This window comes from Achromobacter sp. (genome assembly GCF_057314935.1).
This window is the reverse complement of sequence record NZ_DBHKZA010000029.1, coordinates 26,635-34,076: the sequence shown is the minus strand read 5'-3', so window position 1 is coordinate 34,076 and position 7,442 is coordinate 26,635. Positions and strand designations below refer to the sequence as shown.

The following is a 7,442-nucleotide window of genomic DNA, read 5'->3' as shown; positions in this document are numbered from 1 at the left end:
GCGGAGAAGGCCCGCTACGAAGGCAACAAGCTCACCAAGCGCCTGGCCCGCGAGACCACGCGCGCGCTGTCCGACTACAACATGATCGGCGAAGGCGACCGCGTCATGGTCTGCCTGTCGGGCGGCAAGGATTCCTACGCGATGCTGGACATCCTGCTCCAGCTGCAAAAGCGCGCGCCGTTCAAGTTCGAACTGATCGCGGTGAACCTGGACCAGAAGCAGCCTGACTTCCCCGACCACATCCTGCCCCAGTACCTGAAAGAACTGGGTGTGCCCTTCCACATCGAGACGCAGGATACGTATTCCATCGTCACGCGCGTGCTGGAAGAAGGCAAGACGATGTGCTCGCTCTGCTCGCGCCTGCGCCGCGGCATCCTGTACCGCGTCGCCTCCGAGCTGGGCGCCACCAAGATCGCGCTGGGCCACCACCGCGACGACATCCTGGCCACGTTCTTCCTGAACCTGTTCTACGGGGGCAAGGCCAAGGGCATGCCGCCCAAGCTGGTGTCCGACGACGGCCGCCACACGGTGATCCGCCCGCTGGCCTATGTGGCCGAAACGGACCTGATCGCCTACGCCGAGCTCAAGCAGTTCCCCATCATCCCGTGCAACCTCTGCGGCTCCCAGGAAAACCTGAAGCGCAAGGAAGTGGGCCGGATGATCAAGGACTGGGACAAGCAGCATCCGGGCCGGTCGTGGAACGTGTTCAACGCGCTGTCGCGCGTGGTGCCGTCGCATCTGATGGACCGCGACCTGTTCGACTTTGTCGGCCTGAAGCCCACCGGCGTGCCGGACGCCAACGGCGACACGGCGTTTGACGCCGTGGATCCGGACGAAGACGGCGACGATGCCTGCGGCGATACGCCAGAAGCACTGGAACCGGGCGCGATCGTCGAAAAGAAGGTGATGTTCACGCGCAGTTGATGCGACGGGTCGCGCACAAAAAAAAGGCCGCATGCATGCGGCCTTTTTTTGCGTTCAGCCCATCAGCGCTTACGCGTTCAACACCCGGATCGGCTTGCCCGCCTGGAACGCCTTCACGGCTTCCAGCGAATTTTGATAGAACGCTTCGAAGTTCTCGCGGCTGACGTAGCCCAGGTGCGGGGTCAGGATCACGTTGTCCAGGTCGCGCACGCTGTCGGTGGGAGACAGCGGTTCTTCGGGATAGACATCCAGGCCGGCGCCCGCAATGCGGAACTTCACCAGCGCGTCCATCAGCGCTTCGTTATCCACCAGGCCGGCGCGCGACGTGTTCACCAGGTAGGCGGTCGGCTTCATCGCGGCCAAGGCGGCGGCGTCCACCACATGGCGGCTGCGGTCCGACAGGATCAGGTGCAGGCTGACGACGTCGGACGTGGCGAAGAGCTCGTGCTTGTCCACCCGCTTGACGCCGGCGGCCTCGGCGCGCTCGTCCGTCAGGTTGGGACTCCAGGCCACCACGTCCATGCCGAACGCCTGGCCCACCTTGGCCACGGCGGCGCCCAGCTTGCCCAGGCCCAGCACGCCCAGCCGCTTGCCGGCCAGCGGCTCGGGCATGGCGGTTTGCCACATGCCGCGGCGCATGGCCGCGTCCTCGGCGGGCAGGTGCTTGAACAGGCCCAGGATGTGCGCCCAGGCCAGCTCGGCCGTGGCGGTGTTGGCGTCGGCGCTGCCGGGCGCGCCGCACACGACGATGCCCTGCGCGGTGCAGGCGGGCATGTCGATGGCGTTGTTGCGCATGCCGGTCGTGATCAACAGGCGCAGCTTGGGCAGCGCGCGGATGCGTTCGGCGGGGAACGGCGTGCGCTCGCGCATCGCCACGATCACGTCGAACGGCTCAAGCGTGGCCTCGACCTGTTCGTCCGGAATGAAGTTGTTGAAGATCTGGACCTCGGCGTCGCCGCCCAGCGAGGTCCAATCCGCATAGCGTCGGGCTACGTCGTGGTAATCGTCGAGAATTGCGATTTTCAAGTGTTGTCTCCGGGAGGCGTGGCGCTTGTCGCGCCAGCCTGCCCGGCCGGCGCGCGGCGCCGGTCAGTTCAAACGGGCTTTGAGTTGGTCCAGCGGGATCGCGCCGCTGACGCGCGACCCATCGGCGAAGAACAGCGTGGGCGTGCCGCGCACCATCAACTGGTGGCCCAGGGCCAGCAGCTTGTCTTCCGGCACGTCGCAGCTTGCGGTGGCGGGCTTCTTGCCGCGCACCATCCAGTCGTCCCAAGCCTTGCCCTGGTCTTTGGCGCACCACACGTCGCGCACCTTGTCCTTGGAATCCGGCGACAGGATCGGGTACATGAAGGTATAGACAGTGACGTTGTCCAGGTCTTCCATGGTCTTGCGCAACTGCTTGCAATAGCCGCAATTGGGATCTTCGAAGATCGCGACCTTGCGCGAACCGTCGCCCTTGACCTGCTTGATGGCCAGATCCAGCGGCAGCTGGTCGAACGAGACGGCGCTGAGCTTTTCCTGGGATTCGCGAGTAACGTCGCGGCGCGTCATGGCGTCGATCAACGGTCCTTCCATGACCCAGGTGACCTTTTCATCCGTGTAGATCAGGTCCATGCCCAGTTGCACTTCGAACAGGCCATAGGGCGTGCGGCGCACGGCCGTCACGTCCATGCCGGTGAAGCGCTGCTGGAAACGTTCCTTGACGGCATCCGCCACCGGGTCGATCTGCGTGGTGGACACGCTTTTTTCACCCTTGCCAGGCTGACCGACAGACTGCGTGGACACGGACTTGTCCCCCTTGGCGGGCGCTTGCGCCATCGCAGAGGCGGACAACCCCAGGCCACCGGCCAGGAAACAAGCCGCCAGGGTGGCGGAGATGCGGAATTTCATCGGTACTCCTGTACTTATCGTGTTCTTTGGAGGCAAGCGTAACGCATCGCGGCGGGGCCGGCCGGAGGGGAAACGGATGCAGCGCGGATCTCAGTCAGACTCCCGCCGCCCGTCAAGGTTCCAAAAGCATGCCCGACGGGGTTCAATTGGCCGATGCGCCGGCGATCAGGCGGCGCTTGACCAGCGGCGCCTTTTCGACCCAGTGCATGCCCGCGTTGCGCAGCCACACCAGCGGCGTGGCGCGCGATGCGAACAGCTTGTGCAGGCCGTCGGTGGCCAGGCGCATGGCCAGCACCGGTTCGGCGCGCGCACGCTGGTAGCGGTGCAGCACCCGCAGGTCGCCCGCCGTGCGGTAGGATTCGCGGCCCGCCACCGTGCGCGCCAGCGCCTCGACGTCGCCCAGGCCCAGGTTCAGCCCCTGACCCGCCAGCGGATGCAGGCGGTGCGCGGCGTCGCCGGCCAGCGCGATGCCGGGCGCCACCATCTGGGCCCGTTCCAGCGTCAGCGGGAAGCCGTGCAACTTGCTGCGCACTTTCAATTTGCCCAAGCGGCCTTCGGAGGCCTCGGCCAGCAGGCTTTCCAGCTTGGCGGCCTGTTCTTCGGGGGGCAACGCCAGCAAGGCCTGCGCCGGTTCGGTGCGCATGGACCAGACCATCGACACCTGCGGGCCGTCCGCGGTATCGGGCAGCGGCAACAGGGCCAGCACGCCGTCGTCGCGGAACCACTGGATGGCCGTGCCCTGATGGGCGCGTTCAGCGTCCAGATGCACGACCAGGCCGGTGTCGTCATAGGACACCGCGTCGTGTTTCATGCCTGCCGCCGTACGCAGCGGCGAGGCCGCGCCGTCAGCGCCGACGAACAGCTCGGCCTGGATGCGCGTGCCGCTTTCGGTATCGACCGCGCCGCCTTGATAGCCCGTGCAGCGGTCTTCCAGCCAGGGGATGCCGAACATCCGCACGGCCTGGATCAGCACGCGCTCGATTTCGCCGGACTCCACGATCCAGGCCAGTTGCGGCAGGGCCGCCTGCCAGGCGTTCAAGTTGACCTGCCCGTCGGCATCGCCGTGGATTTCCATGGCTTGCACAGGCATCAGCCGGGAAGCGGGCATCGCGTCCCAGACGCCCAGCTCGGCCAGAAAGCGCTGGCTGGCGGGCGAAATGGCATAGACGCGCGGGTGGTAGCGGTTGGGATCGGCGGCCGGCACCGACGTGCGCGGCGCCAGGACGGCGACGCGCTGGCCGCGGCGGGCCAGCGCCAGGGCGGTGGACAGGCCGACGATGCCGGCCCCGCAAACGACGATTTGATGGCTCATCTTGCCGAGGGCTCCCCCGCTTGCTTGGGCCACAGCACCCACATCTGGCCCCGTTGTTTCATGCGGCCCGCCTGCTGGCCGGCCTCTTCGCCGTAACCCCAGTAGAAGTCGGCGCGCGCGGCGCCGCGGATGGCCGTGCCCGTGTCCTGGGCAAACACCAGCCGCTGCAGCGGCCGGTCGGAGGCCGGGAGCGTGGTGGCCAGATAGACCGGCGTGCCCAGCGGCACGAAGGTGGCGTCGACCGCTACCGAGCGCTTGGGCGCGAGCGGGATCGCGTAGGCGCCTTTGGGTCCCTGTTCGGGGTCGATGACCGGCTCTTCGCGGAAGAAGACGACCGCCGGGTTGGCGTTCAGCATTTCCTGCACGCGTTTCGGATTGCGCTGCGCCCAGGCGCGGATGTTCTGCATGGACGCCTGATCGGCGGTCAGCTCGCCGCGGTCGATCAGCCAGCGGCCGATCGACACGTAGGGCTGGCCGTTGTGGTCGGCGTAGGCCACGCGGATGGTCTTGCCGGCGTCGGGGCCGTCGGTCAGCTGCACGCGGCCCGAGCCCTGCACCTGCAGAAAGAAGTTGTCCACGGGGTCGTCCACCCACACCACGACGGGCGGGCGGCGGCCCGAGGACTCGATGGCGGCGCGGGTGTCGTAGGGCACGACCCGCTTGCCGTCGAGCTTGCCGCGCACGCGCTTGCCCGCCAGGTCGGGATAGATGGATCCCAGATCGATCGTCAGCAGGTCGGCCGGCACGGCGTACAGCGGCCACTGGTGGTTGCCGCCCTGGCGGCGCGAGCCTCGCACCAGGGGTTCGTAATAGCCCGTGACGGTGTTGGTGGCCGGCTTGCCGTCGGCCGCGTTCAGGCGCCACGGCTGCAGATAGGTCTGCAGGAAGCGGCGCACGCCCTCGGCGTCGCCTGCGGCCGGGGCCCGGGACGGATCCACCGCGGCGGCGCACACGGGCTGCCAGGCGCGCGGCGTGGCGCGCGCGGGCGCGGCCAGGTTGCCGCTGGTGGGCCGCATCAGGCCGCGGCAATTGCGCAGGAACAGCGGCCAGAACTGCGTCAGGTCGTCGGAGGACCAGCCCGGCATTTCGGACCAGGTCCCGGCCTTGAACTTGCCCGCCAGGGCGCGCGGCGGGGTGTCCGGCAGGGCCGACAGCGGCGGCACCACCAAGGGGCCGTCGGCTGCGGGAACGCGCGTGCCGGGCAGGCTGCCGGATTCGCCGGATTCAGGGGGAACGTCCGAGGGGGTGGAACATGCCGCCAGCAGGACCGACAGCACGGACAGGCTAAGAATGCGCTTCATGAGCAGAGAGGAAAACGGGGCAACGGGCCAGGCCATTCAGTGCAAGGTGCGCGGCATGGCCAGGACGAATTCGGAGATCGGCACTTCGAACGGAATCCCGTTCTCGCCGACGCAGTGGTAGGTGCCGCGCATCGTGCCCACCGGGGTGGGCAGGGGACAGCCGCTCGTGTATTCGAAGGTCTCGCCGGGCGCCAGCAGGGGCTGCTGCCCCACGATGCCCAGTCCGCGCACTTCCTGCACGCGCTGGTTGCCGTCGGTGATGACCCAGTGGCGGCTGATCACCTGGGCGGGATGCTCCCCGGTATTGGTGATGCGCACGGTGTAGGCAAACACGAATTGCTGTTCGCCGGGATCGGACTGTTCAGGCACGAAGCGCGGAGAGACAGAGACGCTCAGGTCGTAAGGTTTCACAGTCCTTCCCTGTGTAGCGGGGCGCGGGGGCCGGATGACGCGCCCGACGCTTTCAAGACGCAGTTTTCGGACCCGCGGAACCGGGCTGTTCCCGATACCGCGCCTCAAACTGCAATAATGGCACATTATGCCCTCCCCGACTCCGAACATCATGTCATCCTCCACGGCTTCCACCCGCATCACCCCCAGCATCCTGTCGGCTGACTTCGCCCGCCTGGGCGAGGAAGTCCGCAATGTCGTCGCCGCCGGCGCCGACTGGATCCACGTGGACGTGATGGACAACCACTATGTCCCCAACCTGACCATCGGCCCGATGGTGTGCGCGGCGATCCGCCCCCACGTCCAGGTGCCGATCGACGTGCACCTGATGGTCGAACCGGTGGACGACCTGGTCCCGATGTTCGCCAAGGCCGGCGCCGACTACATCAGCTTCCACCCGGACGCGAGCCGCCACGTGGACCGCACGCTGTCCCTGATCCGCGAAAACGGCTGTAAGGCAGGCCTGGTGTTCAACCCCGCCACGCCGCTGACCTACCTGGACTACGTCATGGACAAGATCGACCTGGTCCTGATCATGTCGGTGAACCCCGGCTTCGGCGGCCAGAGCTTCATCCCCGGCGCGCTGACCAAGCTGCGCGAGGCGCGCGCGAGGATCGACGCCTGGATGCAGGCCGGCGGCCAGGAAATCGTGCTGCAGGTGGACGGCGGCGTCAAAATCGACAACATCGCCGAAATCCGCCGTGCGGGCGCCGACACGTTCGTGGCCGGCTCGGCCATCTTCGGCAAGCCCGACTACGCGGGCATCATCACGTCCATGCGCGAACAGATCGCCATCGGCGAAACCACGGCCATCTAAGGATCACGACGACATGACCGCTTTCCGCGCTGCGCTGCTGGACCTGGACGGCACCCTGCTGGACTCCATCCCCGATCTGGCCTTCGCGGCCAACGCCATGCGCGTGGAGCTCGGCATGACCGCGCTGCGCGAAGACGTGGTGGCCACTTTCGTGGGCAAGGGCGTGGACAACCTGGTCCGCCGCAGCCTGGGGGGCAGCCTGGACGCGGCCGATCCCTCGACCGCCGAGTTCGACCGCGCCCGCGAAGCCTTCTACCGCCACTACCACCTGGTCAACGGCGAACGCGCCCAGGTCTACCCCGGCGTCATCGACGGCTTGAAGCACATGCGCGACCAGGGCCTGAAGCTGGCCGTCGTCACCAACAAGCCCACCGAATTCACGCTGCCGCTGTTGCAGCGCACGGGTCTGGCGGGCTTTTTCGACGCCGTTGTCTGCGGCGACACCTGCGCGCGCCGCAAGCCCGACCCCGACCAGGTGCTGCACGCCTGCGAATTGCTGGGCGTGGCGGTGACCGAAGCCGTGACCATCGGCGACTCGATCAATGACGCGCAAGCCGGCCGCACGGCCGGCACGCAGGTCCTGGTGGTGCCTTACGGTTACAACGAAGGCCGTGACGTGCGCGAGCTGGATGTCGATGGTATAGTGGACACGCTTGTCAACGCCGCCCAGTGGGTGGCGCTCTGGAACCAAAACCAGAACGCCGCGAAAACCGCCTCCTGAAACGGGGCCCGGGGTAGCTGACAAACC

At 67.3% G+C, this 7,442-nt stretch carries 8 protein-coding genes; 3 read left to right on the top strand and 5 right to left on the bottom strand.

The features are described 5' to 3' along the window. On the top strand, positions 1–924 hold a 924-nt coding region (gene ttcA / locus ACO6D5_RS12955; protein WP_485825604.1), incomplete at its 5' end, for a tRNA 2-thiocytidine(32) synthetase TtcA. Positions 925–993: 69 nt separating this feature from the next. Here the strand turns inward: ttcA and ACO6D5_RS12950 are convergent. From ACO6D5_RS12950 to apaG, 5 genes are all read right to left on the bottom strand, one after another. After that, positions 994–1,950 (bottom strand): NAD(P)-dependent oxidoreductase, encoded by a 957-nt coding sequence (locus ACO6D5_RS12950; RefSeq protein ID WP_315844911.1) that lies wholly within the window; start codon positions 1,948–1,950, stop codon positions 994–996. A gap of 63 nt (positions 1,951–2,013) precedes the next feature. Further along, a complete protein-coding gene (locus tag ACO6D5_RS12945) occupies positions 2,014–2,814 on the bottom strand; it encodes a thioredoxin fold domain-containing protein (RefSeq protein ID WP_315844910.1) in 801 nt (266 codons plus the stop codon). Positions 2,815–2,956: 142 nt separating this feature from the next. After that, on the bottom strand, positions 2,957–4,126 hold the full coding sequence (locus tag ACO6D5_RS12940; RefSeq protein ID WP_485825603.1) for a UbiH/UbiF family hydroxylase: 1,170 nt from the start codon (positions 4,124–4,126) through the stop codon (positions 2,957–2,959). Continuing rightward, positions 4,123–5,427 carry a murein transglycosylase A gene (mltA, locus tag ACO6D5_RS12935; protein ID WP_485825602.1) on the bottom strand — a complete coding sequence of 435 codons (1,305 nt, stop codon included), beginning with the start codon at positions 5,425–5,427 and terminating at the stop codon, positions 4,123–4,125. Before mltA ends, ACO6D5_RS12940 begins: the two co-directional genes overlap by 4 nt. Positions 5,428–5,463: 36 nt before the next feature. Further along, entirely contained in the window at positions 5,464–5,838 is a 375-nt protein-coding gene (apaG, locus tag ACO6D5_RS12930) for a Co2+/Mg2+ efflux protein ApaG (RefSeq protein ID WP_046805616.1), read from the bottom strand. A gap of 127 nt (positions 5,839–5,965) precedes the next feature. Here apaG and rpe point away from each other — a divergent pair, with 127 nt between their 5' ends. Then, on the top strand, positions 5,966–6,694 hold the full coding sequence (gene rpe / locus ACO6D5_RS12925) for a ribulose-phosphate 3-epimerase (RefSeq protein WP_315844907.1): 729 nt from the start codon (positions 5,966–5,968) through the stop codon (positions 6,692–6,694). Between the two features lie 13 nt (positions 6,695–6,707). Further along, on the top strand, positions 6,708–7,415 hold the full coding sequence (locus ACO6D5_RS12920) for a phosphoglycolate phosphatase (protein WP_485825601.1): 708 nt from the start codon (positions 6,708–6,710) through the stop codon (positions 7,413–7,415). The last annotated feature ends 27 nt before the right edge of the window (positions 7,416–7,442 follow it).